The 25,246-nt window shown below is 62.4% G+C and carries 25 protein-coding genes; 7 read left to right on the forward strand and 18 right to left on the reverse strand.

The window, feature by feature from the left end; translation table 11 throughout:
- Positions 1-3: 3 nt before the first annotated feature.
- Positions 4-654: a bifunctional 4-hydroxy-2-oxoglutarate aldolase/2-dehydro-3-deoxy-phosphogluconate aldolase gene (gene eda, locus FGE21_RS07640; RefSeq protein WP_139662705.1), complete on the forward strand. Its 651-nt coding sequence runs from the start codon at positions 4-6 to the stop codon at positions 652-654.
- A gap of 224 nt (positions 655-878) precedes the next feature.
- On the opposite strand, the gene FGE21_RS07645 is transcribed toward eda, so the two are convergent.
- The 4 genes from FGE21_RS07645 to FGE21_RS07660 form a co-directional block, all read right to left on the reverse strand.
- Entirely contained in the window at positions 879-1,553 is a 675-nt protein-coding gene (locus FGE21_RS07645; protein ID WP_370285542.1) for a nucleoside/nucleotide kinase family protein, read from the reverse strand.
- Positions 1,550-2,326 (reverse strand): ATP-binding cassette domain-containing protein, encoded by a 777-nt coding sequence (locus tag FGE21_RS07650; RefSeq protein WP_139662706.1) that lies wholly within the window; start codon positions 2,324-2,326, stop codon positions 1,550-1,552. Before FGE21_RS07650 ends, FGE21_RS07645 begins: the two co-directional genes overlap by 4 nt.
- Positions 2,326-3,387: an ABC transporter permease gene (locus FGE21_RS07655; RefSeq protein ID WP_139662707.1), complete on the reverse strand. Its 1,062-nt coding sequence runs from the start codon at positions 3,385-3,387 to the stop codon at positions 2,326-2,328. The genes FGE21_RS07650 and FGE21_RS07655 overlap by 1 nt, the downstream gene beginning before the upstream one ends.
- A 134-nt stretch (positions 3,388-3,521) precedes the next feature.
- The gene (locus tag FGE21_RS07660; protein ID WP_139662708.1) at positions 3,522-4,529 is read right to left on the reverse strand and encodes a sugar ABC transporter substrate-binding protein; all 1,008 of its coding nucleotides are present in this window, start codon (positions 4,527-4,529) and stop codon (positions 3,522-3,524) included.
- 188 nt (positions 4,530-4,717) lie between these two features.
- Here FGE21_RS07660 and FGE21_RS07665 point away from each other — a divergent pair, with 188 nt between their 5' ends.
- The 3 genes from FGE21_RS07665 to FGE21_RS07675 all read left to right on the forward strand — a co-directional run bounded on the left by FGE21_RS07665 (position 4,718) and on the right by FGE21_RS07675 (position 7,609).
- Positions 4,718-5,914, forward strand: a complete 1,197-nt coding sequence (locus FGE21_RS07665; protein WP_139662709.1) for an ROK family transcriptional regulator — start codon at positions 4,718-4,720, stop codon at positions 5,912-5,914.
- A gap of 190 nt (positions 5,915-6,104) precedes the next feature.
- Entirely contained in the window at positions 6,105-6,941 is an 837-nt protein-coding gene (locus FGE21_RS07670) for a sulfite exporter TauE/SafE family protein (protein WP_139662710.1), read from the forward strand.
- Entirely contained in the window at positions 6,941-7,609 is a 669-nt protein-coding gene (locus tag FGE21_RS07675; protein ID WP_139662711.1) for a FadR/GntR family transcriptional regulator, read from the forward strand. Before FGE21_RS07670 ends, FGE21_RS07675 begins: the two co-directional genes overlap by 1 nt.
- A 23-nt stretch (positions 7,610-7,632) precedes the next feature.
- Here the strand turns inward: FGE21_RS07675 and FGE21_RS07680 are convergent, their stop codons facing one another.
- Positions 7,633-8,961: a cytochrome-c peroxidase gene (locus tag FGE21_RS07680; RefSeq protein WP_255731424.1), complete on the reverse strand. Its 1,329-nt coding sequence runs from the start codon at positions 8,959-8,961 to the stop codon at positions 7,633-7,635.
- A gap of 6 nt (positions 8,962-8,967) precedes the next feature.
- On the opposite strand from FGE21_RS07680, the gene FGE21_RS07685 reads away from it, so the two are divergent.
- Positions 8,968-9,438: a tetratricopeptide repeat protein gene (locus FGE21_RS07685; protein ID WP_139662774.1), complete on the forward strand. Its 471-nt coding sequence runs from the start codon at positions 8,968-8,970 to the stop codon at positions 9,436-9,438.
- Positions 9,439-9,789: 351 nt separating this feature from the next.
- Here FGE21_RS07685 and dctP read toward each other — a convergent pair whose 3' ends face one another.
- The 6 genes from dctP to FGE21_RS07715 all read right to left on the reverse strand — a co-directional run bounded on the left by dctP (position 9,790) and on the right by FGE21_RS07715 (position 15,425).
- The gene (gene dctP / locus FGE21_RS07690) at positions 9,790-10,848 is read right to left on the reverse strand and encodes a TRAP transporter substrate-binding protein DctP (protein ID WP_139662712.1); all 1,059 of its coding nucleotides are present in this window, start codon (positions 10,846-10,848) and stop codon (positions 9,790-9,792) included.
- A 57-nt stretch (positions 10,849-10,905) separates the two neighbouring features.
- Complete coding sequence (locus FGE21_RS07695) at positions 10,906-12,195, reverse strand: TRAP transporter large permease (protein ID WP_139662713.1); 1,290 nt, start codon at positions 12,193-12,195, stop codon at positions 10,906-10,908.
- A complete protein-coding gene (locus tag FGE21_RS07700; RefSeq protein WP_139662714.1) occupies positions 12,195-12,785 on the reverse strand; it encodes a TRAP transporter small permease in 591 nt (196 codons plus the stop codon). The genes FGE21_RS07695 and FGE21_RS07700 overlap by 1 nt, the downstream gene beginning before the upstream one ends.
- Positions 12,786-12,857: 72 nt before the next feature.
- Entirely contained in the window at positions 12,858-13,379 is a 522-nt protein-coding gene (locus FGE21_RS07705) for a flavin reductase family protein (protein WP_176695385.1), read from the reverse strand.
- Between the two features lies 1 nt (position 13,380).
- Positions 13,381-14,271, reverse strand: coding sequence for an aldo/keto reductase family oxidoreductase (locus tag FGE21_RS07710; RefSeq protein WP_139662715.1), 891 nt, complete (start codon positions 14,269-14,271; stop codon positions 13,381-13,383).
- Entirely contained in the window at positions 14,271-15,425 is a 1,155-nt protein-coding gene (locus tag FGE21_RS07715; RefSeq protein WP_139662716.1) for an LLM class flavin-dependent oxidoreductase, read from the reverse strand. Before FGE21_RS07715 ends, FGE21_RS07710 begins: the two co-directional genes overlap by 1 nt.
- A 111-nt stretch (positions 15,426-15,536) precedes the next feature.
- On the opposite strand from FGE21_RS07715, the gene FGE21_RS07720 reads away from it, so the two are divergent.
- Both FGE21_RS07720 and FGE21_RS07725 read left to right on the forward strand, forming a co-directional pair.
- The gene (locus tag FGE21_RS07720) at positions 15,537-16,259 is read left to right on the forward strand and encodes a GntR family transcriptional regulator (protein WP_139662717.1); all 723 of its coding nucleotides are present in this window, start codon (positions 15,537-15,539) and stop codon (positions 16,257-16,259) included.
- A 12-nt stretch (positions 16,260-16,271) separates the two neighbouring features.
- Entirely contained in the window at positions 16,272-17,378 is a 1,107-nt protein-coding gene (locus tag FGE21_RS07725; protein WP_139662718.1) for a Gfo/Idh/MocA family protein, read from the forward strand.
- Between the two features lie 109 nt (positions 17,379-17,487).
- Here the strand turns inward: FGE21_RS07725 and FGE21_RS07730 are convergent, their stop codons facing one another.
- The 7 genes from FGE21_RS07730 to FGE21_RS07760 form a co-directional block, all read right to left on the reverse strand.
- Positions 17,488-18,450, reverse strand: a complete 963-nt coding sequence (locus FGE21_RS07730) for an ROK family protein (protein WP_139662719.1) — start codon at positions 18,448-18,450, stop codon at positions 17,488-17,490.
- 230 nt (positions 18,451-18,680) lie between these two features.
- Positions 18,681-19,403 carry a DUF1868 domain-containing protein gene (locus tag FGE21_RS07735; RefSeq protein WP_139662720.1) on the reverse strand — a complete coding sequence of 241 codons (723 nt, stop codon included), beginning with the start codon at positions 19,401-19,403 and terminating at the stop codon, positions 18,681-18,683.
- A gap of 78 nt (positions 19,404-19,481) precedes the next feature.
- Positions 19,482-20,276: an IclR family transcriptional regulator gene (locus tag FGE21_RS07740; RefSeq protein WP_139662721.1), complete on the reverse strand. Its 795-nt coding sequence runs from the start codon at positions 20,274-20,276 to the stop codon at positions 19,482-19,484.
- Between the two features lie 70 nt (positions 20,277-20,346).
- Positions 20,347-21,687, reverse strand: a complete 1,341-nt coding sequence (locus FGE21_RS07745) for a TRAP transporter large permease (protein ID WP_139662722.1) — start codon at positions 21,685-21,687, stop codon at positions 20,347-20,349.
- A gap of 56 nt (positions 21,688-21,743) precedes the next feature.
- Complete coding sequence (locus FGE21_RS07750; protein ID WP_139662723.1) at positions 21,744-22,241, reverse strand: TRAP transporter small permease; 498 nt, start codon at positions 22,239-22,241, stop codon at positions 21,744-21,746.
- Positions 22,242-22,403: 162 nt separating this feature from the next.
- Positions 22,404-23,465, reverse strand: coding sequence for a C4-dicarboxylate TRAP transporter substrate-binding protein (locus FGE21_RS07755; RefSeq protein WP_139662724.1), 1,062 nt, complete (start codon positions 23,463-23,465; stop codon positions 22,404-22,406).
- Positions 23,466-23,677: 212 nt separating this feature from the next.
- A complete protein-coding gene (locus FGE21_RS07760) occupies positions 23,678-25,201 on the reverse strand; it encodes a class I adenylate-forming enzyme family protein (RefSeq protein ID WP_139662725.1) in 1,524 nt (507 codons plus the stop codon).
- Positions 25,202-25,246: the final 45 nt, after the last annotated feature.

Consider the following 25,246-nt stretch of genomic DNA (forward strand, 5'->3'; position numbering starts at 1 on the left):
TCCATGCCCATTCTGCCCCAGGACGCCAGCAAACAGGCGCGCGAGATCTGCGCCCTTGCCCCTATCGTTCCCGTACTCGTGGTCCATGACGTTGCCCACGCCCGTCCCCTTGCCGAAGCGCTGGTCGCGGGTGGGTTGCCCGCGCTGGAGGTCACGCTGCGGACACCCGTCGCACTGGAGGTGATCCGCGAGATGGCCAAGGTCGAAGGCGGCGTCGTCGGTGCCGGTACTCTGGTCACCCCGGCCGACATTCGCGCCGCACTGGAGGCGGGCGCCAAATTCGGCGTCTCGCCCGGGGCCACCGACGTGCTGATGGAAGCCGCCGAGGCAGAAGGTCTGGCGATGCTGCCCGGCGCGGCCACCGCATCCGAGGCGATGGCGCTGCTGGCGCGGGGCTATGACATGCTGAAATTCTTCCCCGCCGAAGCCTCTGGCGGTGCCCCTGCCCTGAAGGCCATTGGCGCGCCCCTGCCGCAGATCTCCTTCTGTCCGACCGGTGGCGTCAGCCCGGCCAATGCCGACAGCTACCTGAGCCTGCCCAATGTGATCTGCGCCGGTGGCAGCTGGGTTGCGCCTGCGAAACTGGTCGAGGCAGGCGATTGGGCCGCAATCGAGGAGCTGGCCCGTGCCGCCAGCCAGTTGCCACGCGGCTGATCTCCGCCATCTGCGGCCCCGTTTTGACACCCCGGCTCCGGCCCCTTCTCCGGCCGTGACCGCAGGTGCCGTGACGGGGGTGCAATTTTCCACTTCATCTTTTCAAAAATACCTCGGGGAGCGCGAGGGGCAGCGCCCCTCGCCACCAACAAAATCCGAATAATCAGATCAAACGGCGAACCAGTCTGAATGTCACTACACGCCCAGACTGCCCCGGTTTCCAGTCACGGCCACGTCAGATCAGACGGCAAGGATGCAGCATTGATGCGCGCCACATTCGCAAGATCATTGCCCCGCGCCCGCGCCTGTGCAGCAGCTTGGTCCAGACCATGGTCCCGCCAGCGTTGGACCAACCGTGCTTCCAGCTCCTCCACCGGCACAACAAGACGTACGGACAGGTCCCACAGCTCCGCCAGGTCGCGCCAGCCCGGTTCATCCAGCAGCAGATAGTTTCCTTCCACGATCACCACCCTGCAGCCGGGACCGACCTCTGCCGCTCCGGCCACGGCTATGTCGCGCGCGCGGTCAAACAACGGGTAGACCACCCGCTCCGAGGACTTCAGCGCCGCGCACAGACGGGCAAAACCGTCGAGATCGAAGCTCTCGGGCGCCCCTTTTCGCTCCAGCAACCCCCGCGGCGCCAACATGGAGTTGTCGAGATGGAATCCATCCATCGGCACCACCTCGGTCGCAACTCCCCGGGCCGACATCGCCGCCGCCAAGGGGGCGGACAGCGTGGATTTCCCACTACCCGGCGCTCCTGAAATCGCAACCAGCTGCCGCCGCGCGCTGCTCAGGTCAAGCCGCCCAAGCACCGTATCGCAGAGCGCCTGAAGGTCGGCCTCTGACGGGGCGCCTGCGGAGACGGCACCCCGCATGTCACTCGGCGCTGCGGTCATGCCGCGGACATGGCCGGATCCGGTTCCCGCGCGCCTGTCATATAGGCCACCGCATCTGACATCTCATGTTGCTTCGGATCAATCACACAGAGCCGCTTGCCCAGGCGATGCACATGGATGCGGTCTGCAACCTCAAACACATGGGGCATGTTGTGGCTGATCAGAATGATCGGAATACCACGCGAGCGGACGTCCTGGATCAACTCCAGCACCCGGCGGCTCTCCTTGACACCAAGCGCCGCAGTCGGCTCGTCCAGAATGATCACCTTGGAGCCAAAGGCTGCGGCGCGGGCCACGGCCACCCCCTGACGCTGACCGCCAGACAGGGTCTCGACCGCCTGGTTGATGTTCTGAATCGTCATCAACCCCAGATCGTTCAGCTTTTCACGGGCCACATTTTCCATTCTGGCCCGGTCCAGCTGCCGCAGCACCTGGCCGCGCCAGCCGGGTTTGCGCAATTCGCGCCCCATGAACATATTGTCGGCGATGGACAAGGCCGGAGACATGGCCAGCGTCTGATACACCGTCTCGATCCCGGCCTCGCGGGCGTCGATGGGAGAGTGGAAATTCACCGGTTTGCCATCCAGCTCCACTGTGCCTTCGTCCGGGATCACCGCACCGGAGAGCGCCTTGATCAAGGTGGATTTTCCGGCGCCGTTGTCGCCGATCACCGCAAGGATCTCGCCCGGCATCAACTCGAAATCGCAATGATCTAGCGCCGTCACCCGGCCATAGCGTTTCACCAGACCGCGGCCTTTGAGAATAGGTTGCATTATACCGATACCTTTCTGATCCACTGGTCCACTGCGACGGCGGCAATGATCAAGACGCCGATAAGAAGATAGGTCCACTGCGCGTCGGCCCCAAGAAGCCGTAGCCCCAGCGTGAAGACACCGACAATCAGCGCCCCGAAGAAGGTCCCGAGCACCGAGCCGCGCCCCCCAAAGAGGGATATGCCACCGATCACCACGGCGGTGATGGACTCGATATTGGCCAGCTGCCCCGAGGTCGGCGACACCGAGCCGATCCGCCCGATCAGGGCCCAGCCCGCAAAGGCGCAGATCAGGCCGGAGAGCATATAGACCGAGATCAGCACCTTGTCCGTGTCGACACCGGAGAGTTCGGCTGCTTCCTTGTCATCGCCGACCGCGTAGACATGCCGCCCCCAGGCCGTGTGCCGCAGGATATACGCAAGCAACAGCACCAGCAGCACCATGAACAGGACGCCATAGGTGAAGACCGCGCCGCCGACTTTGAACTTCTCGCCAAAGAACTGCAGGAAGGGCGCGTTGGCAGAGATATCCTGGCTCCGGATGGTTTCATTGGCGGAATAGAGGAAGTTTCCGGCCAGAACGATCTGCCACATGCCCAGCGTCACGATGAAGGGCGGCAGTTTCATACGTGCGACCAGCCAGCCGTTGATGAAACCACAGGCGGTCCCGCAGAGCAGTCCACAGGCAACGCCCACGGCGGGCGGCAGGCCATAGCGAAAGGTGAACTGCCCCATCACCACCGAGCTCAGCACCATGATCGCACCGACAGAGAGGTCGATCCCCGCCGTCAGGATCACCAGCGATTGCGCGCAGGCCACGATGCCGACGATCCCCACCTGCTGCAGGATGAGCGTCAGCGCGAAGGGTGAGAAGAATTTGGACCCGAGCAACAGCCCAAAGATCACAATGGACAGCATCAGCACGATCAGCGGCACCAGCGATGGCGTCACATGCAAGGCGTGCTGGAATTTCTGGATGAAACTTTGATGGCCGTGATCGAATTCGGCCACCGTTTCCGGACTTCCGGCAGCCGCGGCCTCGTAGCTCTGCGGGGTTGACATGACACTCCTCCAAATCGCCCGCGGTTTCGGGGCTGGTCTCTATTGTTTTTATGCAATGCGTTAAGAAAAAGGGCGGCCCTTTTTGGTGCCGCCCCTCCTCACTGCTCTTGTTCAGACGGGTCTGAGGGCGGGGCTCAGCCCCAGCAGAGGTTGGTGCCCTCTGTGGTATCGATGCTGTCGACGCCCTCGACCGGTTTGTCGGTGACCAGCGCCACGCCGGTGTCAAAGAAATCCTTGCCCGGTGTTGGTTCCGGCTTCACGCCCTCTTCGGCCCATTTCTGGATCGCTTCGACGCCCAAGGCGGCCATCATCATCGGATATTGCTGCGAGGTGGCACCGATCACCCCTTCCTTGACGTTTTGCACGCCGGGGCAGCCGCCATCGACAGAGACGATCAGCACGTCGTTTTCGCGACCGATGGATTTCAGCGCCTCATAGGCACCGGCGGCAGCGGGTTCGTTGATGGTGTAGACCACATTGATCATCGGATCCTGCGCCAACAGGTTTTCCATTGCCTTGCGGCCGCCCTCTTCGTTGCCGGCGGTCACATCGTTGCCGATGATCCGCGCGTCATCTTCGTCGCCCCATTTGTTGGGGTCATTCAGATCAATGCCAAAGCCCTTGAGGAAGCCCTGATCGCGCAGCACACCCACGGTGGGTTGGCTGACGGCCAGATCGAGCATGGCGATCTTTGCGGTTGCAGCCTGCTCGCCCAGCGCCGCTGCGGCCCATTGGCCGATCAATTCACCGGCGAGGAAATTGTCGGTGGCAAAGGTTGCATCCGCCGCGTCAATCGGGCTGAGCGGGGTGTCGAGCGCGATCACAACCAGCCCGGCATCGCGGGCCTGCTGCACGGCCGGAACGATGGAGGACGTGTCAGAGGCCGTCAGCAGGATGCCCTTGGCACCATCCGCGATGCAGGTTTCGATAGCCGCGACCTGCGTTTCGTGGTCGCCGTCGATTTTACCCGCAAAGGTCTTGAGCTCCATTCCCAGCTCTTCAGCTTTGGCGGTTGCGCCTTCCTTCATCTTCACAAAGAACGGATTGGTGTCGGTCTTGGTGATCAGACAGGCGGTGGTGGCCTGCGCTGCACCGGTCATCAGGGTCACACCTGCAATGGTGCTCAGCAGAAATTTCATCATGGTCTCCTCCCAAAGAACACTGAAGTCATGTTGCGTCGCCCGCTGGTGTTCTCATCCAGCCTCGACGTCGCCTGCCCTCATTAAGGCGCGATTCCATGAAAACTGTCAATAAGTAATTAAACTTGATTTATTAACGCGAGAGTTGCACCCTCTTGCCTTATCAGGAGGAGAAGGGCAAAGAACCGGCCATGCCAAAACTACGCCCCTATAGCAGCGGCGCGAACCAGAGCGAGGTCCGCGCACATAATGAACGGCTGATGCTGTCGGTCCTGCATCAGGACGGCGCCATGCCGGGCAGTGAAATGGCCCGTCGGACAGGCCTGTCGCCGCAGACCGTTTCGGTCATCCTGCGCAAGTTGGAGCATGACGGGCTGATTCTGCGGGGCGCGAGCCAGAAAGGGCGCGTTGGCAAACCCTCCGTGCCGATGGATATCAACCCGGAGGGGCTGTTCTCCTACGGGATAAAGATCGGACGCCGCAGTACCGATCTGCTGCTCACGGATTTCCGCGGCACTGTTCATGCCCAACGGCGCCTGCGCTATCCCTATCCGCAACCGCAAGAGGTTTTTGGCTTTATCGAGCGGAGCCTGAGTGAAATCCAGGCTGGGCTGTCTCCCGTCCACCGGCTGCGCGTCTGTGGCATCGGCGTCGCCACACCCTTCAATCTGTGGCGCTGGCATGAAGAGGTCGGAGCCCCGAAGGCCAGCCTGGAGGCCTGGAAAGAGCTGGATCTGGTGCAAGAGATTGGCAAGTTCAGCGATCTGCATGTCTTTGTGATCAACGATGCCACGGCAGCCTGCCGCGCCGAGCATATGTTCGGTGGCAGCAGCATCTGGCGCGATTGCGTCTATTTCTTCATTGCCTCGTTTCTCGGCGGCGGGGTCGTGCTCAACAATTCCGTTTACGAAGGCAGCCAGGGCAATGCGGGCGCTCTTGGTCCCCTGCCCTCACGCGGGACTGACGGGCGCGAGGCGCGGCTGCTGGATACCGCGTCAATCCGGGTCCTGGAACGGCGCCTGATCCAGGCCGATATCGATCCGACCGTGCTGTGGCAACAGCCACAGGACTGGAGCCGCATTCAGGACTACGCCGACCGCTGGCTGGAGGATACCGCCCAGGCGCTTGCCCGTGCAGCTCTGGCAACCTGCGCGGTGATCGACTTCGAGGCAGTGGTGATCGACGGCGCCATGCCTGCCGATTTAAGGACCCGGCTCGTCGACCGTGTCCGTGAGGAATTGCCCCTGCTGGATACGCGAGGGCTGATTCTCCCGGTCGTGCAGGAGGGCCGTATCGGGGCCAATGCCTCGGCGCTTGGGGCCGCAGCCAAGCCATTGATTGCGCAGTTCTTGCTGGATTCTCACTCTGGGTTTTCCCACCCCTACTGACCCGACCGGCCCATCATCGCGGCCGACCTGCGTTCGTCGCATGCCTGTCGCCGTGGCCTGCCTGCTTTCGTGGCGTGCCTGACCGAGCTTGACCAATCTCCCCTGGAAAGCTACACACCAATCCTAAATTGGTTTTAAATACGGCACCCATTTTCGCCTGCAACAGGCCAACAAACCGGAACAGAACGACATGCTGGAACTTGGAACATTGTTGCCCCTACTTGCGGTTGCCGCTGCTGCAGGGGTCATCGGAGGCATTCTTGCGGGGCTGTTGGGCGTTGGAGGTGGTATCGTCATCGTGCCCGCATTGTACTTCGCCTTGTCGCTGACCGGCATGGATCCGGCACTGACGATGCAGGTCGCGGTGGGGACCTCTCTTGCGACGATCGTCTTCACCTCGATGTCCTCCGGCTATGGCCACTACAAGAAGGGTGCGATCGACACCGGGTTGCTGCGGCTTTGGGCGCCATCGATCCTGATCGGCGTGGTCATCGGCGGCATTCTGGGCGGGCTGGTCTCCGGCAATGTCCTGCTGGTGGTGTTCGCCACTGTTGCGATGGCGGTGGCGCTGGACATGATCCTGCGCAAACCCAATGACGCCCCCGAGCCCAGGTCGTTCTCGAAACCGGTCTGGGCGGGCCTTGGTGTTTTTGCCGGTGGCGTGTCCGCCATGATGGGGATCGGCGGCGGCACCGTCTGCGTCCCGACGCTGAGCTTTCTCGGCTATGACATCCGCAAGGCCGTGGGCACATCCGCAGCCATCGGTTTCATCATCGGCCTGCCCGGCGCCGTGATCTATATGGTGACCGGTTTCGGCGCCGAAGGCCTGCCGCCGCTCTCCTTCGGCTATGTCAATCTGCTGCTTGCGGTGGTGATCATCCCGCTGTCGACAACCTTTGCCCGCGTCGGCGTGAAGGTGGCGCATGCCATCCCGCGCCGCATGCTGAAGCTGTGTTTCGGCTTTTTCCTGATGCTCACCTCGCTGCGGATGTTCGCCGATCTGGCCCAGCAGGCAGGCTGGCTGTGATGCGCCCGACGCCCACAACGGAGGAATTGCGCGCGGCGATCCTGAGCGGCAGCCTGGCCGTGGACGACAGGCTGCTGCCCGAGCGCACATTGGCGGATCGGTTGGAGATCTCGCGGAGCCGACTGCGTGCGGTATTGGACGATCTCGCCCGAGAGGGTCTGATCTTTCGCCGCCACGGTCAGGGGACTTTTCTGCAGCCGCCTCCGGCGCAGGCGTCGGAACGGTTTGGAGTGCTGGCCCGGCGCGTGTCACCGGGCGATCTGATGGAAGTCAGGCTCGAACTGGAACCGGCCCTCGCTGCCTATGCGGCCGAACGGGGCAGCGCCGAAGACAAGGCCCGCCTGCTGCGGCTGATGGAAAACACGCTGCGTGCGCCGGATCTGGCCGGGTATGAGCGCGCCGACGATATTTTTCACTATAAAATTGCCGAAATGTCCGGAAACGCCGTTTTCCTGACCCTGTTCGAGGAAATTCGCAGCCTGCGGCAAGCGGCCGAGTGGACCCGCGCCCGCCAAACGGCCATGGGGCCGGAGGAAATCGCCGAGAATTCGATCCAGCATGGCGCGATCGCCAATGCGATCTGTGCCGGCGCAGCCCCTTCCGCCAGACGCGCCATGCGCCTGCATCTGCAGCATGTCGAGGCCTCATTGCTGAAGTCCCTGCAGTAGCCTCGCAGGGTCGGCACTGCCCGTCAGGGGCGATCCACCGGAAGCCCGCTGGGCACCTGCTCCGGCACCCCGTAGGGGGGATCCGAGACCGAGAGGGAGCCGGTCAGGCTTCTGAGAAATGCCACCAGCGCGTCAATCTCGGGCTCTGTGCGCGGCTGCAGGTCGATGTCGCGCCGTGCCGCCTGGCGCGCCATCTCGAAGCGGTCGGCCTGCACCATGAAATCCACCGCCGTCAGCCATGGAACCTCCGGCAGGGTCAGATCGCTTCGCCGCCAGTTGCTACGTGCAGTCTCCGGGTCCAGGTGATGGCGGATCATCGCCTCAAGGGTCGGATAGGCGCCATTGTGCCCATAGGGGGCGGTCAAGGCCACATTGCGCAGGCTGGGCGTGCGGAAGCGATAGGCATCGGCGAGATCGTCGCTTTCTCCCATGCGGCCGGTATCTCGCGCGATCAGATCAAAACGGCGGGTGCGGCCGGGCCCGAAGGCCGGGAGCCCGAGTGCCCGGAACCCCTGATCGGTGAAGAACGGGCCAGAATGGCATGCGGAGCATCCCGCGTCACCGAAAAACAGGTCCCTGCCCTTCTGCGCCGCCGGTGAAAGCGCCGTTGCATCCCCCGCAAGATAAGCGTCGAAGGGGCTGTCCGTACTGCGAAATTCCAGACTGATAAAGGCCGCCAGCGCATTTGCGATCTCGACGATGGTGACTTCTTCGGGCGTGTCGATGTGGTCAAATGCGGAGACGAAACCTGCTCCGTAGGCCGGGATCGTCCGCACCCGCTTTGCCAGGATCGGCCAGCCCTTGTCGATGCGGTCGAACACGGCCCCTGCGACTTCGTTTTCCTCGGTGCCCCCCGCCATCTCGCGCTCCGAGCTGAGTGGGAACAAGGCCTGAGCGGCCAGAACGCTGTCGAGCCCCGGCGGCAGCCATTCCTCGGCCGGCGTGTTGAAGCCATTGCCATAGAGGTTATCCCGGCTGATCCGCCCGTCGTGCATCAGCACCCGGAAATGGTTGGCACCGAGGTTCCACAGACCGGGCGCATTGCGCGGAACCCGCCGTTCGATCCGCCCCCGCCCCTGCCCGCCGGTCCGCTGCGGCCCGAGCCCCTCGCCGCCCTCGCCAATTCCGAGAGATAGCGCATCGGAAGAGCCGAATGCCGGGTGATGACAGGTCGCGCAGGCGATATTTCTGTTCCCCGAGAGGATTTTATCATAAAACAGGAGCTGACCCAGGTCAGCCTGCGCCTTTGAGACGGGTCGGAAATCCTGAGCCCGCAGCGGCGACAGCGCATCTTCGGCCCATACCGGAGCCGAGAGCCATAGGCCGAGAACGAAGCTTCCGAGGAGCGACACGATATGATGCGGATCTTTTTGCTGATTTTGGCTCTCATTCCCCTGTCTGCTCAAGCCGACATTGAGGACGCGCGCGATCTGATGGAAACCGGAGCCTATGAGGCGGCCTATGAGGCGTTTCTGCCTGCGGCGCGATCGGGGAATGCCGATGCGGAGGAACTGATCGGCGTGATGTTCGCGCTTGGTCTTGGGGTCACTCAGGACGACGAACGTGCCTTTGAGTGGTATCTGCGCTCCGCCATGAAAGGGCATCCCGGCGCGCAGTCGGGGGTCGGCTGGTATTATGAGATCGGACGCGGCCTGCCTGCCCCGGATCTGACGCGGGCCTATATGTGGTACACGCTGTCCGCCATCGGCGGGGACCCTGACGCCGCGATCAGCCTTGAAGAGGTGGTCAAGAAGATGACGCCTGATCAGATCGAAAAAGCGCATATACTGGTCGATGACTACAAGGGTTGGATGTATCCGTTTCATTGATCCCCCTCAGCGATCCGGTATGAACGTTGTCCGGGGCGCTGCCCCCGGCCCATGCGGGCCTCCCCCGAGGTATTTGTAAAAAGATGAGGGTTGCCGCCTGCTTCCGGCTGGCGCGGAAGCGCCTGAACCTGTGCGCCGCAGGCGCTCCGCCGGGTCACCTCGGACTGGCAATGTGCCACGGGCATGGCCCGCACTTGTGTCGTCGCATCAGCCTGATCGAGTGGCTTAAATGAGGATGACCCGCATGGCCTCCAAATTTGGGCACCAGGCACGCCGTCTGCTGTGGCGATGTGTGCTGTGGCGATGGGGCCGACCGGTGGCCCGCCCCATCCTTGTGCGTGCGGTCTCAGACTACTTCAGGTCCTTCATCCGAGCGGCGTTGATTTCAGTCTCCGCTGCGGCGACCGCCTCAGTCAGGGCGGTGAACGCCGCGTCCCCTTTGGTCACATTGGCTTTGAACCAGTCATAGACCGGTGAAGCGGCGTCTTTGAACGCGGCTTTTTGGTCGGGTGTTGGTACATAAAGGTCGCCGCCACCTTCTACGAACTCCTGATAGGCGGCAATGGACTTGCGCTTGGGCGAGGCAAAGGTCGCCTGCTGCAATGCGTAGAACCCGTCGACGACCACCTGCCGCATATCCTCCGGCATGGCCACGAAGGTTTCATTCGACATCCACCACAGCGCGCCCATGTAGGCGTGACCGTCCAGCGTCACATACTGCAGGCCGGCATCCGGGAACTTCATGCCCATAATGTCGGTAATGCCATTCTTGGAGCCTTCGACGACGCCCGTCTGGAAGGAGGTGAACAGCTCCGGCCACGGGATCGGAGTGGGCGATGCGCCCAGCGCCTTGACCAGTTCCTGGGGAAGGTCGGCAACCACCGTCCGGATCTTCAGCCCAGCCATATCGCCCGGCTCTGCCACACGGCGTTTGGTATTGGCAAAGTTCCGCCAGCCGCCAGTGTTGCCGATGGTCATCAGGCGAATGGTGTCACCAGAATCCTCGAGCGCCATGTCGCGAATGGTGCGGGTGAAATCGCCGGACAGAACATGTTCCGCCACCCGGTCGTCCGCCATCAGATAGGGCAGATCAAGCACCTGCACGTAGGGAAACAGCCCCGAGGCGCCGCCAGAGGTGGAGATGTAGACATCGATCGAACCATCGGCCACACCCTGGAGGCATTCTGCGCCGTTCGAGCACAGTTGGGTGCCGATGAACAGTTCCACCTCGATGGCCCCGTTGGAGGCTGCCTCGACGTAGTTCTTGAACACAACGAGGCCATCATAATCCTCGTCATTCTCGTTGGAGTTGGCTGTCGCGCGAATGGTGTAATCCGCAGCGGCTGCCGAGAGCGCGGTCGCGGACAAAAGGGCCGCAACGGCGGCGGTTTTCAGAGCGGTCTTGAGCATATGGTTTCCTCCCTGGTGCTCTTGTTATTCGTCTTATTCGTCAGATTGTTGGTCGGATCAATTCGCGAACCCGGTCAAACGCGGGATCGTCATGGAAATCGCGGGGACATAGGTGATCAGAAAGATCACCGCAATCTCCACCGCCAGAAACGGCAGGATCGCACGGGCGATTGTGGTCACGCGCTCGCCCGACACGGCCGAGGCCACGAACAGCACCAACCCCATGGGCGGTGTCGCCAGGCCAACCGTGAGATTCACGCACATGATGATGGCGAAATGGACGGAATCGACACCCATGCCGGTAAACACCGGCCCAAGGATCGGACCCAGGATGATAATGGCAGGCCCCGCATCCAGAAACATCCCGACGCCAAACAACAGCAGGTTGATCAAAAACAGCAGCAGCAGCGGGTTTTCGGTCAGCGATAGAATGAAGTCGGCCAGATGTTCGGGCGCATGGCTGAGCGAGACCACGGTCTTGAACGACATTGCCGCGCCGACCAGCAGCAAGACCACCGCCGAGGTGATCCCGGCCCGGGTCAGGATATTGGGCAATTCCGTCACGGTCAGCGTCCGCAGGACAAAAAAGCCGATGATCAACGCATAGGCCACGGCCACGGCAGCGGCCTCGGTAGGGGTGAAGACGCCGAGGAGAATACCCCCGAGGATGATCACCGGGGTCATCAGCGGAAAAAACGCCTTGAGGCTGGCCTGGCCGCGCTCGCCCCAGGTGTAGCGGCGCGAGGCCACCGGGAAATCGTAGCGGTCGGCCATGACCTTGACCATCAGCATCAGGCCGACACCGACCAGGATACCGGGCACCAGACCCGCCAGGAACAGCGCCGCAACGCTTTCACCCATGACATAGGCATAGATGATCATGATCCCCGAGGGCGGAATGATCGGGCCGATCACGGAACTGGCTGCGGTGATGGCAGCGGCAAATCTGCGACTGTATCCCTGTTTCTCCATCGCCGGGATCAACATTGACCCAAGCGCCGAAGTATCTGCCACCGCAGAGCCGGACAGCCCGGCAAACAGCATCGACGACAACACGTTCACATGCGCCAGACCGCCCCGCAGATGCCCCATCAGAGCCTGCGAGAACTCGACCAGACGCAGCGTGATGCCGCCTTTGTTCATCAGCTCACCCGCCAGCATGAAGAAGGGGATCGCCATCAGCGGGAAACTGTCCATCCCATTGTAGAGATTGCGGTACAGCAGCGTGATATCGCGCTCTTGCCCGTTGAACCACAACAGCAGGCCCGGCGCCGCCAGCAGGCCGAAAAACACCGGCAGACCGATCATCAGAAAGACAAGAAAGAGAGGCAGGAACCAGATCAACATCACTCGGCCCCTTCGACTGTGGCGTAGCGGATTTCCGGCAGCCGGGCACCGCCGCCAAGGAGCGCGACGATACGGTGCAGGATCAGCTCCGCATTGACAAGGATCAGCAGCCCGATCCCCACCAGCAGCGACATCATCATCCAGCTGCGCGGCACCCGATACCAGCTGTCAAAGCCCAGCGACGTCGGCAGGTAGAGCGATGCGGTGGTGAAGCGGCCACCGATGCCGGTGACCTCTTTGTATCCGATTTGAATGGCGACGATCAGGACCAGCAGGCTGAGACACAGAAGCAGCAGCGACAGCGCGCTGCCGAGCCGGACGGGAAGCAGCGCCGACAGGGTGTCAATGGCCACAAAGCCACCTTGGCGAAAGGCCGTGGGCGCCATCAGCCCGGTCATCCAAAGCATACAGAACCGGGCGGCTTCATCAGGCCAGGGCAGCGCGTTGTTCAACACGTAGCGACAGAAGACCTGAATGAGGATGGCCACCACCATGGCGGCCACGGCGGCGCAGCCCACCCAGCGCCCGAGGCGCAGCAGGGTCGCGTTGACCCAATACAGCGGTGTCACTACCGCCATCAAAGCGTTCATTTCCGTCCTCCCCTATACAGACATCCCGAGGCGTCCCTCAGGCTCTGCACCCTGCCCGGATCAATGCCCGGATCAATGCGCCGAAATTCGTCCCAACTGTCCCTTGAAAAAAGTCAGCGGCTCGCCGCCGTCCCGCATTTCCGCCCGGTTTACGACGCCCAGCACAATGGCATGGTCTCCTCCGTCGTATACCGCGCGGCGGGTACATTCAAACCGGGCCAGACACCCCTCAAGCACGGGCACGCCTTCGGCATTGCAGGCCAGATCCAGCGCCCGCAACCCGCCTGCATCCTTTGCCACCCGGAAACACAGGTCGTCCTGATCTGCCGCCAGAACATGGATCGCGTAATGCTCGGCGCGTTCGAAATGCGGAAACCGCCGGGAGGTGCGATCCGGCGACCACAGCACCATCGGCGGCGTCAGCGAGACGGACGAAAAGCTGCTGGCGGTGATCGCCACGACGCCTTCGTCAGTGGCGGCGGTCACGATGGTGACCCCGGTGGCAAAGCGCCCGAAGGCGTCGCGCAGCAGCCGCGTGTTGCTTTCGTCCGGCACAAAGGCCTGAAAGCTCTTGTCGCTCATCTGTAGGCCCATGTCACGGAACCTCCCGGCCCAGACCGGTCTGGTAGAGGTTGAACCAGGTTTCCCGGTCCATCTCGACCGTCAGCGCATCCGAGATAGACTTGATCCGGGTCAGGTTATTGGTGCCCAGAACCGGCAGGATCCGCGCCGGGTGGCGCAGCAGAAACGCCACCGCCACCGCTGCGCGATCAACGCCCTGTGCCGCTGCGATCTGATCCATCAGCGCCGTCAGATCGCTGGTCCCGGTCATCAGGCTGCCGCCGCCCAAGGGCGACCAGGCCATGACCGGCTGACCGTTTTTCTGATGGAACGCCAGGTCGCCATTGGTGAAGGGCGACAGCTCGGAGAGGGAAAGCTCGATCTGGTTGGTGGCCAGCGGCGTGCGCATGCCCGACTGCAGCAGCTCCCAGTCCCAGGGCCGGAAATTCGACACGCCAACGGATTTCACCTTGCCCGCCTTGACCAGATCATCCAGCGCGGCACCGGTTTCCATATGATCCATCAAAGGATCCGGGCGGTGGATGAGCAGCAGGTCGATCTGCTCTATCGCCATTTCACGCAGGGAGGTCTCGACCGACAGCTCGATATGGGTCCGCGAGGTGTCATAATATTTCACCGGTTTGTGCGCATAACGCCCGATCGGGGCGACGATATCGCATTTGGTCACGATCTCCATCCGGTCGCGCAGGGAGGGGTTGGCCTTCAATGCGGCACCAAGGATCGCCTCGGCGCCGTAGTCGCCGTAGATATCCGCCTGATCAAAGGTGGTGATGCCCTGTTCGAGACAGGCCTCGATCTTGGCCTCTACATGTTTGACGGAGGTGTCGCTGTCGTTGCCGATCCGCCACATGCCGTAAATCAGGCGCGAAAATTCCAGGTCATCGTTGAGTTTGATACGGTCCATTAGCGGCGAACTCCTACACCAAGCGGCGTTTCCGGTGTGCTCGCGGGCACCCGGCCATAGGCCTCCGGCAGCGAGCAGGTTTTCATATTGGGCAAAATACGGCTGCCAAAATGGCGCGCCTCGTCAATATGCGGATAACCGGACAGGATGAAAGCGCGGATGCCCATTTTCTGATAGGCTTCCAGCTTGCTCATCACCTGATCGGTGGACCCGACCAGCGCCGCGCCGCAGCCCGACCGCGCCCGCCCGATCCCTGTCCACAGGTTGGGTTCGATGAAACCGGCATCATCCGCGATTTCCCGGTTTTTGGCCTGATGGCTGACCCCAAGCGATTTGGCATCCAATGCCCGGTCACGGATCGCAGTGCCCTGCTCGTCGTCGAGTCTGGAGACGAGGTAATCCGCATATTCCCGCGCTTCTGCCTCGGTGTCACGCACGATGACATGTACCCGCAGACCATAGTCCAGAGTGCGGTTGTATCTCTCTGCGACCGCGTGAACGGCTTCCATCCGGGCGCGCAGCTCTTCCATTTTTTCCGGCCACATCAGGTAGACGTCGCAATGCTGCCCGCACAGCTCCAGCGCCGCCGGGGAATAGCCGCCGAAATACAAAAGCGGCCCGCCGCTCTGATAGGGCCTGGCCGGGTCCGTGGTGAGGCCCTCGAAATTGTAGACCTCGCCCTTGTAGTTGATCTCATCCTGCGTCCAGGCCTGTTTCAGGATCTCCACCACCTCACGCGAACGCTGATACCGATAGTCGCTGGCCGCCGTCTCTCCGGGAAAATCCGAGGAGATGATATTGACCGTCAACCGCCCCTCAAGCATGTGATCCAGCGTCGCAATGGTGCGGGCCAGCATGATCGGCTGCATCTCGCCGCAGCGCACCGCCGCGAGCATGTTGATCTTTGACGTGATCGGCGCGCAACCCGCAACGAAGGACAGGGTGTCCTGACCGACCTGATAGGAAGAGGGGCACAGGATATTGCGGAACCCCTGTTCTTCGGCGGTCTTCACGATCTCGGAACAATGGGCCCAGGAGGACCGCAGGTCCCCGTCCGGCAACCCGAGAAACTGATAGTCGTCCGAGCACAGAGCCGAAAACCACGAGACTTCGGCGGCATCCAGATCGGGAGAGGTGATGGGGACTACGGTCATTTCTGTCTCCTGATGAGCGAACGAATTTCCTCTTGCGTAGCAGCAGATTTAAAGTACATCAATGGTGCATCAATTATTTTCATCCCCTCCCCTCCCACAGTCGGCGATTGCATGACCCCGATACATGACCTTGATCGCGACACCCCGACGGCGCTGCCGATCTATATGCAGATCAGCGAATTCCTGATCCGCGAGATTGCGGCTGGGCGTCTGGTCGACGGGCAGCGGCTGGCGCCGGAACGGGAGCTGGCAAAAAGCCACGGCACAACGGTCCGCACCCTGCGCAAGGCCCTGTCGGAGCTTGAGAAAAAAGGCATGCTGGAGCGCGTGCAGGGATCGGGGAACTACATCCGGAGCACCCACGCGGCGCCGAGCGTCTATTCCATGTTCCGGCTGGAGCTGACCACCGGAGGCGGCCTGCCGACAGCGGATATTCTGGACCTTGCCGTGGTGGAGAAACCGGCGGATCTGCCCCGGTTCGGGCGCGCGGATCACGGCACCCGCATTCGCCGGCTGCGCTATCTGAACCGCCTGCCCATCGCCGTCGAAGAGATCTGGCTTGATGGGGCGGCGGGAGAGATCAGACCCCAAAAGATGTCGGATTCGCTCTATCGGACCTATCAGTTGCAGCTGGGCCTGATCATCGCCCGCGCCGAAGACCGGGTCTCGATCGGTGCCGTCCCGGATTGGGCACCGCAGAGCTTTGCGCTCCGGCCCGGCACGCTCACCGGATTTATCGAACGTTTCAGCTGGGCGCAGGATCCTGCGCCGGTGGAATTTTCCAGAACCTGGTTCGACACAGACAAAGCGCTCTATGTTCAGCGCCTGATTTGAGGGAGAAGACCCGTGTCAGATATCATTCACTACGGCATCATCGGCTGCGGCATGATGGGGCAGGAACATCTGCGCAATATCGCGCTGCTGGAGGGGACCCGGGTTTCGGCGATCTTTGAACCGGATCCGCACATGGCCACGGCCAGCCTGGCCTTTGCCCCCGGAGCGCAACTGGTGAACAGTATCGAGGCGCTGCTGGCGGTCGAAAACCTCGACTGCATTCTCATCGCGAGCCCGAACTTCCGCCATGTGGAGCAACTGGAAGCGCTCGCCGCCACGCGCCCGCTGCCGGTGCTGGTGGAAAAACCTTTGTTCACCGATGCCGCGCATATCGCCCGGCTCGACGCCTTTCGCGCCGCCTATCCGGCGCCGGTCTGGGTGGCGATGGAATACCGCTACATGCCGCCCGTCGCGACCCTGCTGACCGAGGCGGAGGCCGCCACCGGCGGCATTCGGATGCTGACCATCCGCGAACATCGCTTTCCGTTTCTTGAAAAGGTCGGAGACTGGAACCGGTTCAACCGGTTCACCGGCGGCACCTTCGTCGAGAAATGCTGTCACTTCTTTGATCTCATGCGGTTTGCACTGAAATCCGAACCCCTGCGGGTGCTGGCCTCCGGCGGCATGGATGTGAACCATCTCGACGAGACATACGATGGCGAGACGCCAGATATCTTCGACAATGGCTATGTGATTGTGGATTTCGCCAATGGCGCCCGCGCGATGCTGGAGCTGTGCATGTTCGCAGAAGGATCGCGCTATCAGGAGGAGATTTCGGCAGTGGGGCCCAAGGGCAAGATCGAGGCGCATGTCCCGGGACCGGGGCGGTTCTGGCCTGAACATCTCGGCGCGCCGCCGGTGCCGCAGGTCGTGGTCTCCCCACGCACCCCCAAGGGGCCGGAGGTGCGGGACATCCCCGTCGATCCGACGCTTCTGGAGGCCGGAGACCACAATGGCTCCACCTTCTATCAGCATCGCGGGTTTCTCGAAATGGTCCGGGGTCTGCGCCCGCGGCCCGACGTCTCTCTCGAGGACGGCAAAATGGCGGTTCTGATGGGGATGGCTGCGCAAATCTCCATGACGGAGCACCGGGCCGTGGACATCGCCGAGCTGCTGTAGCGCCCTCAAGCGCCGGCATGGCCGTCCCCGGGAGAAAAGGCCGCCCTGCCCGACCTGTCGGGCGGTTTGGCGTCCCTGCCCCTCGGGCTTTGGCGCCTCTCGCGAGAGGCTAGCGCGCAGCCAGATAGTTGCGCGCGCCGATCAGGCCAAAATTCGGCTGATGATAGAGGTGCAAGGGCAATTCCTGACGCCAGGACGTATGGCGCCCCCCCGCATTGAACGCATCGACAAAGGCCTGGTCAAAGATCCACGGGTTTGCGGCTGCCACACCGCCCGTCACGAACACGCCGCCCTTGGCCGCGAAGACGAGGCCGAGGTCACCGGCGACCCCGGCGAGGTATTGCGCAAACAATGCAACGCTGCGCACCGCTGCGGTGTCGAGCCGGGCCTTGGCGGATGCAAAAATCTCCGCGCCCGTGGTCAGAGGCGCGGTCAGATGCATGCTCTTGGCCACCGCCCGGTAGAACACCGGCAGCCCGGTCCCCGACAGGATCGCCTCGGCTTCCACCACCAGCCCCGGCCCCATGCCGACCTCCGGCCATTCCTCGCGCAATGCTTCGAAAATCGGAACTTCCTCTGGCGTACGCGGCCCCAATGCCACGTGGCCGCCCTCGCCCGGTACGACACAGGGGTCCCCGTTGCTCCAGACCAGCGCGCCGACGCCCAGCCCGGTGCCGGGGCCGATGATCAGGCAGGGCTCCTTCGGGAAAACCGCCTGGCCTTGCAGCACGGTCACATCGCTTTCGCCGACCGAGGCCAGCGACCAGGCGGCGGCTTCGAAATCATTCAGTACGCGCGCGCGCTCAATCTTCAGCGATGACGCAATGCCGCGTTCGGAAAAGCTCTGGTGGGCGTTGGTCAGCTGTACCGATCCCCCCCGCACCACGCCCGCGGCCGCGATGACGGCCCGACCCGGGGCGCTGCCACGATGGGCCGCAAAATCGGCACAGGCCTGCTCCAGATTCAGCGTCCCCTTGGTGTCATAGCGAGACTGCTCAAGGATCTCGCCCTCGGCATTCACGGCCGCAAGCCGCATATTGGTCCCGCCTACATCAGCGATGAGATTCCACATCTTTGCCCCTCCAGACCGACGCAGCCGGAAGGCCGCGCGACTTCGATGCTCAGGTTGTCATTTGCCAGTGGTCAAACAGGCTCATGCGGCGCAGGTCAAGCCCTGCCCGCGCTTTCGCCCCTGCTTTGCAGCAGATCCTCCGCCGTCAGTGCAGGTCATGGCACGCAAAATGCAAAACACAGGCGTTTGCGCCTCCACCAAGGCCGGCCATGGCTCAGGACAGCCAAGGCTCAGGACAGAATGGCAACCGGTTCGAAATGATGCATGGTCTCAAAATTGCACAGCTCCAGCGGCCCGAGATCAATCCGCGACAACCGATCCCTGTGGCGGGCAAACACCTCGTCGGAAAAAGAAATCAGGTCAGAGGCCTCGGACGCGTCCAGCCAGCGCAGCAGATAGCCCAGCGTGCTGTGGAACGTATAGGTGTCGAAATGATCATGACGCAGGCCGGTCAAATCCCGCAACGACAGGCGCGTGGCCCGCAGCCGGGCCTCCTCGGTGGCATCCGCCCCCTCAAGCGTCACGGAATGCCCGGCATAGAGGCCCCGTGCGCGGACCTGGTGGTGCGATGGCAGGCCCTGCTCAATCAGACGATCATAGAACTCCGCCGTGACCTCATCGCGTGAGGCCTCCGGGCGGATGCCCCGGGGCCAGTTCTGCTCGCCCGGCGAGATACCCTGAAAAACCGTCATATGGAGGCTCGACGGCGGCAGGTAGGTGAACAATGCGCCAAAGTCGCTGGCGCGCACCTCAACCTGCATGTCGCAGAGTGCGGCATGGGCATCGCTGGCAGGATCGATATGGCAGATGACCGTGTTACCGGGAAATGGCAGGGGCGCGCCGTCAGGGGTGAACTTGCCACCCTGTCCCGGTTCCGTGATGGCCCGGGGGCGCGATGTGTCTGCGCTCGCACCGGTCAGGAAACGCATTGGATCGGGGCGAAACGTGGTCATGGCTGTCAGTGTCCTTCGGATTGGCGTACCCACCGGGTGTACGCGCCGATCATGTCAGTCATTTGACAGCCGGGAAAATCAGCCCGAGGAGACGGCGGATACCGCTTGTCCGGTCAGCCCCTTGAGGCTGTTGACAGTGCGCACCAGGGCAGGTCCGACCTGTTCACGGATACGCTGATCGCTGAGGTCGTCCACATTTGCGCCACAGAAGAACGAAACCGGCTCGCCGATCTCGGACGGGTGAAAGGGCGTCGCCACAGCGTTGATCGACCTGGAATAGCGGGCCTCCCCCTGCACAAAGGCATAGCCGTCGCGACGCAGCTGCGACCGTTCCCTGGACCAGACCTCGGCACAGTCGGCGGCCGCCTCTTCCGGCATCAGGGTTTCCAGCCTTTCCCGTTCTTCGCGCGACAATGCCCCGAGATAGGCGATCCCGGAGGAGGAGGTCAGCACCGGCATCCGGTAGCCCACATCCAGCCAGATCGTGTGGGATTGGGCCGGGCGCCAGGTCTTGACGATCAACATATTGCCGTCGTCCTGAATGGAGACGCCGACCAGCGCGTTCACCTCATCGGCCAGTTTCTGCATCAGGGGCGAGGCGACCGTGACAAAGCCGAAGGCCGCCGAGGCGATATTGCCCAAGGCCAGCGCCGCAGGCCCGAGACGGTATTTGTCGAAATGCCGCCCGTGGGTCAGGTAGCCAAGGGCGCAGAGGGTGAAGGTCAGCCGCGATACGGTGGATCGTGGAATGCCGGTGCGCTGCGAGATCTCAAGATTGCCGAGACCGTTGTCAGATGGCCGAAACGCCCGCAGGATACGCAGCCCGCGGGCAAGGGTATTGGCGTAGCGCCGGTCCTGCTCAAGCTCGCGCATTGTCTTTCGTCCGGTTGCTGCATTCGGAGGGGGCATCATACTGGGGTTTCCCGAGGAAAGAAAAGCACCTTCACTTCACGGCCTCTGACAACACAAGTGAAATCGCCGGGAATGCCAAAATCAGCCCCAAAACGATCACATCGGCACAGAGGAACCGCCAGATGCCCGCAAAAATCGCGCCAATCGGAGCGGCCCGCCCGACCACATTGGACAGAACAAAGACATTCAGCCCGACAGGCGGCGTGATCAGTCCGATCTCCAGCAGCTTGACCACGACGACGCCAAACCAGATCAGGTTCATGCCATAGGCTTCGACCATCGGCACCGCGAGCGGCAAAGTCAGGACCATGATCCCGATGGGATCGAGGAACATGCCGAGCGCAAGGTAGACCGCGCAGATGCACAGCAGCAGAACCGGAAACGACAATTGCGCCTCAGAGACCGTTTGCACCAGAGCAGGCGCGAGGCCGGTCAACGCGATGGCCGCGACAAAGATCTTGGCGGCAGCGGCCACGATGAAGATGGAGGTGGACTGGACGCAGGTCTCGCGCACGGCCTCCCACATGTCGCGCAGGGACAGGCGGCGTTGGGCAAACCCGATGGCCGTGGTCACCACGACCGCGACGGCGGCGGCGGCGGTTGCGGTGAAAAATCCACCATAGATGCCGACCACGACGATCAGGAAAATGAGGATCGCGGGCCAGGCCTCCAGCGCGGCCCGCAGGCGTTCGTCACGCGTTGCCCGCTGCGCAGCCAGCGGCGCGACCTTGGGGTCAACCGCGGACCAGATCACCACGACAGTGACAAACCCGACAAGCGTCAGGAAACCGGGCAAAATGCCAGCAAGAAACAGCTTGGAGACCGATGTCTCGGTAAAGATCGCGTAGACGATGAAGAGGACGCTGGGCGGGATCAGGGAACCCATCGTGCCGCCGGCCGCAACGCTGGCTGTGGCTAGGCGCTTGTCGTATCCCATACGCAGCATCTCGGGCGTGCAGATCCGCCCCATGGTCGAGGCGCAGGCAATCGACGAGCCGGTGATGGCCGAGAACCCGCCGCAGCCGACAATGGATGCCATCGCAACCCCGCCGCGCAGCTGCTGCAGCCAGACCCGGGCGGAGTTGTAGACGGCGGTGGTGATCCCGGCCCGGTAGGCGATATTGCCCAGCACCACGAACAGCGGGATCATCGACAGATCAAAGCTGTGTATCAGATCAAAGGAATTCGAGAACACGATAGACGCGGTTGCCCGAAGCGCCCTCTCGGGCATGAAGGTCCCGGTGCGAAAAGCAAAGATCGCAAAGGCCGCGATCGTTGCGACACCCATCAGGGCAAATGCGATCGGCACCCGCATTGCAAGCAGAATGAGCATGAGGCCAAAGGCCAGCAGTCCGATAGTTGCCGGATCCATATTATATTCCCTATCCGTCGGTATCGTGTTGAGCGTTCAAGCGGCCTGCGTCCATTTCAATGCCCCTTGAACGTAATCTCGCCGCCCCGCAGCGCGGTCACAGCATCCCCCGCCAGCATCACCAGCAAGCGGATCCAGGTGAGGCCGGTTCCAATCACAAAGGCCAGCCGCCCCGGCCATTGCGGCAGACCGAGATCACCGTAGAAAACGCTGCCGGTGCGCCATTGATGGAGCAGATCCTTGGTGCCCGCATAGACCAGCGGGCTGAGCGCAAGCAGGGCAAACAGGCCGCCGAAGACCACGAACCAGTTGACCACCCGAACTGGCAGGAAATTCGTCACGAACTCTACCGCGATATGCGCACGGCTGAACGTCGCGGCCGCCAGCGGCAACACGATGGCAATCACCATCAGCTCCCGGACGATGATGATCGTGTCGGGCAATGGTGCCGCAAACACATTCAACGCCACCACATCGGCAAAGATCAGAAGACCCAGAAGGATGATGGCCATCGCCGCAACATCCACAAAGATCCGTTCTACCCGGTTCAGCATGCCTGTCTTCCCTTGCTCTGGTGGAGACGGTTTCAAAATCCTGCGCCCCCGGCCTGTACCTTGGGAATTGCCGGATCTGCTCCGGCAACTCACCTTCAATTCACTGGCAACTCACCGAATATTCACTAGCTATCCGGTGTGGGGCGCACGTGTTGGCGGGTGTCAGTCCCGCAGCCAGGGATACCCTTTGGCCTCAAGCTCGGCGGTGTATTCCACGACCGCATCGCCATAGACTTTCATCAAAGCATCCGGGTCGAGGCCCACCGTCTGCGCGGTCTCCTTCCACTCGGCAATGAACGGCTGAGCCGCCGCATTCAGGGCCTCCGCCTCCTGGCCGCCCGCTTCGATCAGCTTGATCGGACGGTCATAGCCCCCGTCGCGCAGAGTATTGAGCGCCTTTTCATTTGCACCGATCACGATCTGGGCAAATTTGTCGGGCAGCTCTTCGCCAACCTGGATCAGGGCGGCTTTGACGCTCTCGGGATAGCTGTCAAAGATCTGCTTGTTGAAGAACATCCCATAGCCGCCGATCTGGCCCCAGTTGAGCACGGTATAGCTGTCGATCTGTTCGTGCCATTTCAACGCCGGGATGATGTAGGAATAGCCCTGCGTGCAGTCGATCAGCCCGGTGTCAAGCCCTTGATAGGCCTCGTAGACTGAAAGGTTCACCATGGTTGCGCCCAGCTCGCCGAAGACCTTGCCGTAGACACCCGCACCGCGCACCTTCTTGCCCGCGATATCGGCGATTGAATTGATCTCGCTGCCCTTGCAGGCGACGTTCACATCCGATGCTGTGAAGGTGCCGACATAGACCAGATTCTGTGCGGCCAGATGCTGCGTGACCGCCGGCAGACGCATCATCCGGTCCGTGGCCCGCATGCCGACCCAGGGGTCAGGCCCGCCGAGCGGCAGGTCCGACAGCGCATAGGCCGCCATTTCCTTGGGGAAATAGGCCGAGATGATAGAGCCTGCATCCGCTACGCCGTCGCCGATGGACTGCACCGCAGAGGAGGCTTTGAACAGAGCGCCGCCCCATTGGATGTCCATCTTGATTTCGCTGTCCGACAGCTCTGCCAACCGTTCGTTCACCCAGTTCAGCGCAGCCGGAACCGTGCCGCGCGGCGGGCCGGCATGGCCGTAAAATATCGTCGTCTCAGCCAGTGCCATGGCGCCCGTTCCAAGGCTCAGAGCCGCTGCGGCCGCAAGGGTTTTCAATGTGTTCATCCGAATGCCTCCTCCAGTCATTGGATTCTCCTCCGTTTCATATGTCAGAATTCAGTTCTGTTTCTCAAAGTTGGTCGTCTGTATCGCCGTTGCTGGTCTGTGTTTTCGTCTTGGCCCCAGGCAACATCATCTGCATGACGGATTGTCGCCCCTTGTTTAATTTGCATTTGTTATCATAACCTTGCCGACTCCTCCGAGATTGGCACCGGCGCTCAGTTCAGTTGATCGGCAAAGGTGTCGATCAGTTTTGCCTTCAGGATCTTCCCTGTCGGGGCGGCGGGCAGATCCTGCGCCAGAATAATGCGCGACGGCCGCTTGTACGGGGCCAGACGATCCGCGGCAAAAGCCTTCAGCTCCGCCTCGGTCACGCGGCTTTCGGCGCCAACTTTGACAAAGGCCAGAACCTCTTCGTTGCCAGCCACGGCGCGCCCGATGACCCCCGCGACAATCACCTCGGGATGGTCCGTCAGGGTTGCCTCTATTTCGACGGGATAGACATTGAACCCGGAGCGGATGATCAGCTCTTTGGAGCGGCCGACGATATGCATCCTGCCCAGAGCATCATACCGGCCAAGGTCCCCGGTTCGGAAAAACCCGTCGTCGGTGAAGGCCCGTGCGGTCTGTTCCGGATCGCGGAAATACCCTTTCATCACCTGTGGTCCGGCGACAAGGATCTCTCCGATCTGCTCTTCGGGGTTCGCACCTGTGGCCGCCATATCGAGGCGAAACACGCAATGTCCCATCGGGCGGCCGACGGAAATATCCGGGTCGCCAATGTCGTTTCTGGTGGCACAGACCCCGGCCGAGGCCTCGGTCAGACCATAGCCGTTCTGAAGCGCCAGCCCGTAAAACGCCTCGGCCTCCCGCTTCCAGGCCGGGTCCAGCGGCGCCCCGCCCGAGGACACCGCGCGCAAAAGGCCCCGAGAATACTGCGGCTTGCCGTTTTCGCGCATGTAGTGGAACAAATGCGCGTGCATCTGGGGCACTGCGGGCAAAAAGGTCACATCCTCCTGCAACGCATCATACAGCCGCTCGGCCTGAAACCGCGCCTCGAGCCGCATTCGGCCCTGTGTCCGTGTCACCGCAAGCAAGGTGACCAGACCGAAGACATGGGACAAAGGCAGGGCGAGGAAGCAGACATCGCAGGCATTGATCCCCCTGACATCAGCCGTGGCCTCGGAGGCGGCAATCAGGTTGCGGTGGGTCAGCATCGCCGCTTTTGGCGCGCCGGTGGTGCCGGAGGTATAGAGCATCAGGGCAACCTGCGCCTCGGCCGAGCGGTGGACCTCTTCCGGCGTGGCCCCGTCCCGCGCCAGGATCGCAACGGTCCCAAAGGCCCCCTCAAGCGGCTGGGCCGCCAGCCTGTCGGCATGCGCACGGGCCGCCTCAGACACGTCGGTGGTGAAAACCAGGGCCGAGGGATCGCTGTGGGTGATGGTCCGGGCGAGCTCCGCCTCCGAGAGACGTGCGTTCACCACCACAGCCGAGGCATTCAGCCGACTGCAGGCAAAGAAGAACGCAGGCACCGCCGCGCAGTTCTCAAACACCAGCACCACACGGTCGCCGCCCTTGACCCCCGCTTCCGCCAGCGTGGCGGCGGCTTCGAAACTGGCGGCAGCAAGCTCGGACCAGCTCATTTGGCGGCCGGAATACTCAACCAACGCAATCGCGTCGCCGCGATCCCCGGCGGCCCGGTCCAGCAGGTCGTGCACTCTGTCGGTGACGATCTCGGTCATAGCTCTCCCTCCCCTGAGGCCATTCATTTGGTTGCGAGGCGCGCC

Origin of the sequence: Phaeobacter sp. B1627 (genome assembly GCF_006265095.1) — a bacterium.
GTDB lineage: Bacteria > Pseudomonadota > Alphaproteobacteria > Rhodobacterales > Rhodobacteraceae > Epibacterium.

Coding starts and splice junctions, on each gene's coding strand:
- FGE21_RS07715 (WP_139662716.1), bottom strand. CDS start 15,425: ATGACCGTAGTCCCCATCACCTCTCCCGATCTGGATGCCGCCGAAGTC.
- FGE21_RS07705 (WP_176695385.1), bottom strand. CDS start 13,379: ATGGGCCTACAGATGAGCGACAAGAGCTTTCAGGCCTTTGTGCCGGAC.
- FGE21_RS07660 (WP_139662708.1), bottom strand. CDS start 4,529: ATGATGAAATTTCTGCTGAGCACCATTGCAGGTGTGACCCTGATGACC.
- FGE21_RS07740 (WP_139662721.1), bottom strand. CDS start 20,276: ATGCGCGAGCTTGAGCAGGACCGGCGCTACGCCAATACCCTTGCCCGC.
- FGE21_RS07655 (WP_139662707.1), bottom strand. CDS start 3,387: ATGTCAACCCCGCAGAGCTACGAGGCCGCGGCTGCCGGAAGTCCGGAA.
- FGE21_RS07710 (WP_139662715.1), bottom strand. CDS start 14,271: ATGGACCGTATCAAACTCAACGATGACCTGGAATTTTCGCGCCTGATT.
- FGE21_RS07670 (WP_139662710.1), top strand. CDS start 6,105: ATGCTGGAACTTGGAACATTGTTGCCCCTACTTGCGGTTGCCGCTGCT.
- eda (WP_139662705.1), top strand. CDS start 4: ATGCCCATTCTGCCCCAGGACGCCAGCAAACAGGCGCGCGAGATCTGC.
- FGE21_RS07665 (WP_139662709.1), top strand. CDS start 4,718: ATGCCAAAACTACGCCCCTATAGCAGCGGCGCGAACCAGAGCGAGGTC.
- dctP (WP_139662712.1), bottom strand. CDS start 10,848: ATGCTCAAGACCGCTCTGAAAACCGCCGCCGTTGCGGCCCTTTTGTCC.
- FGE21_RS07675 (WP_139662711.1), top strand. CDS start 6,941: ATGCGCCCGACGCCCACAACGGAGGAATTGCGCGCGGCGATCCTGAGC.
- FGE21_RS07695 (WP_139662713.1), bottom strand. CDS start 12,195: ATGTTGATCTGGTTCCTGCCTCTCTTTCTTGTCTTTCTGATGATCGGT.
- FGE21_RS07685 (WP_139662774.1), top strand. CDS start 8,968: ATGCGGATCTTTTTGCTGATTTTGGCTCTCATTCCCCTGTCTGCTCAA.
- FGE21_RS07650 (WP_139662706.1), bottom strand. CDS start 2,326: ATGCAACCTATTCTCAAAGGCCGCGGTCTGGTGAAACGCTATGGCCGG.
- FGE21_RS07745 (WP_139662722.1), bottom strand. CDS start 21,687: ATGGATCCGGCAACTATCGGACTGCTGGCCTTTGGCCTCATGCTCATT.
- FGE21_RS07720 (WP_139662717.1), top strand. CDS start 15,537: ATGACCCCGATACATGACCTTGATCGCGACACCCCGACGGCGCTGCCG.
- FGE21_RS07735 (WP_139662720.1), bottom strand. CDS start 19,403: ATGACCACGTTTCGCCCCGATCCAATGCGTTTCCTGACCGGTGCGAGC.
- FGE21_RS07730 (WP_139662719.1), bottom strand. CDS start 18,450: ATGTGGAATCTCATCGCTGATGTAGGCGGGACCAATATGCGGCTTGCG.
- FGE21_RS07645 (WP_370285542.1), bottom strand. CDS start 1,553: ATGACCGCAGCGCCGAGTGACATGCGGGGTGCCGTCTCCGCAGGCGCC.
- FGE21_RS07755 (WP_139662724.1), bottom strand. CDS start 23,465: ATGAACACATTGAAAACCCTTGCGGCCGCAGCGGCTCTGAGCCTTGGA.
- FGE21_RS07760 (WP_139662725.1), bottom strand. CDS start 25,201: ATGACCGAGATCGTCACCGACAGAGTGCACGACCTGCTGGACCGGGCC.
- FGE21_RS07750 (WP_139662723.1), bottom strand. CDS start 22,241: ATGCTGAACCGGGTAGAACGGATCTTTGTGGATGTTGCGGCGATGGCC.
- FGE21_RS07700 (WP_139662714.1), bottom strand. CDS start 12,785: ATGAACGCTTTGATGGCGGTAGTGACACCGCTGTATTGGGTCAACGCG.